Source organism: Arthrobacter sp. sptzw32 (assembly GCF_059089735.1).
In genome coordinates, this window is the sequence record NZ_JBNHEZ010000037.1 from 1 (window position 1) to 234 (window position 234).

Sequence of the window (234 nt, forward strand, 5' to 3'; positions counted from 1 at the left end):
CGATGGTGACCACGAACCTGTTCAGCCACCCGGTGTTCAAGGACGGCGGGTTCACCTCCAATGACCGTTCCATCCGCCGCTTTGCCCTGTCCAAGGTCTTGCGGAACATCGATTCGGCCGCGGAGTTCGGCGCCGAAACGTTCGTGATGTGGGGCGGGCGTGAAGGCAGCGAATACGACGGGTCCAAGGACCTCGCCGCGGCCCTGGACCGGATGCGCGAGGGTGTGGACACCG

The 234-nt window shown here is 65.0% G+C and carries 1 pseudogene; it reads left to right on the forward strand.

Annotated features, from left to right (window positions below):
* A pseudogene (locus tag AC5RVN_RS17495) lies at positions 1 to 234 on the forward strand (xylose isomerase); the annotation flags it as partial.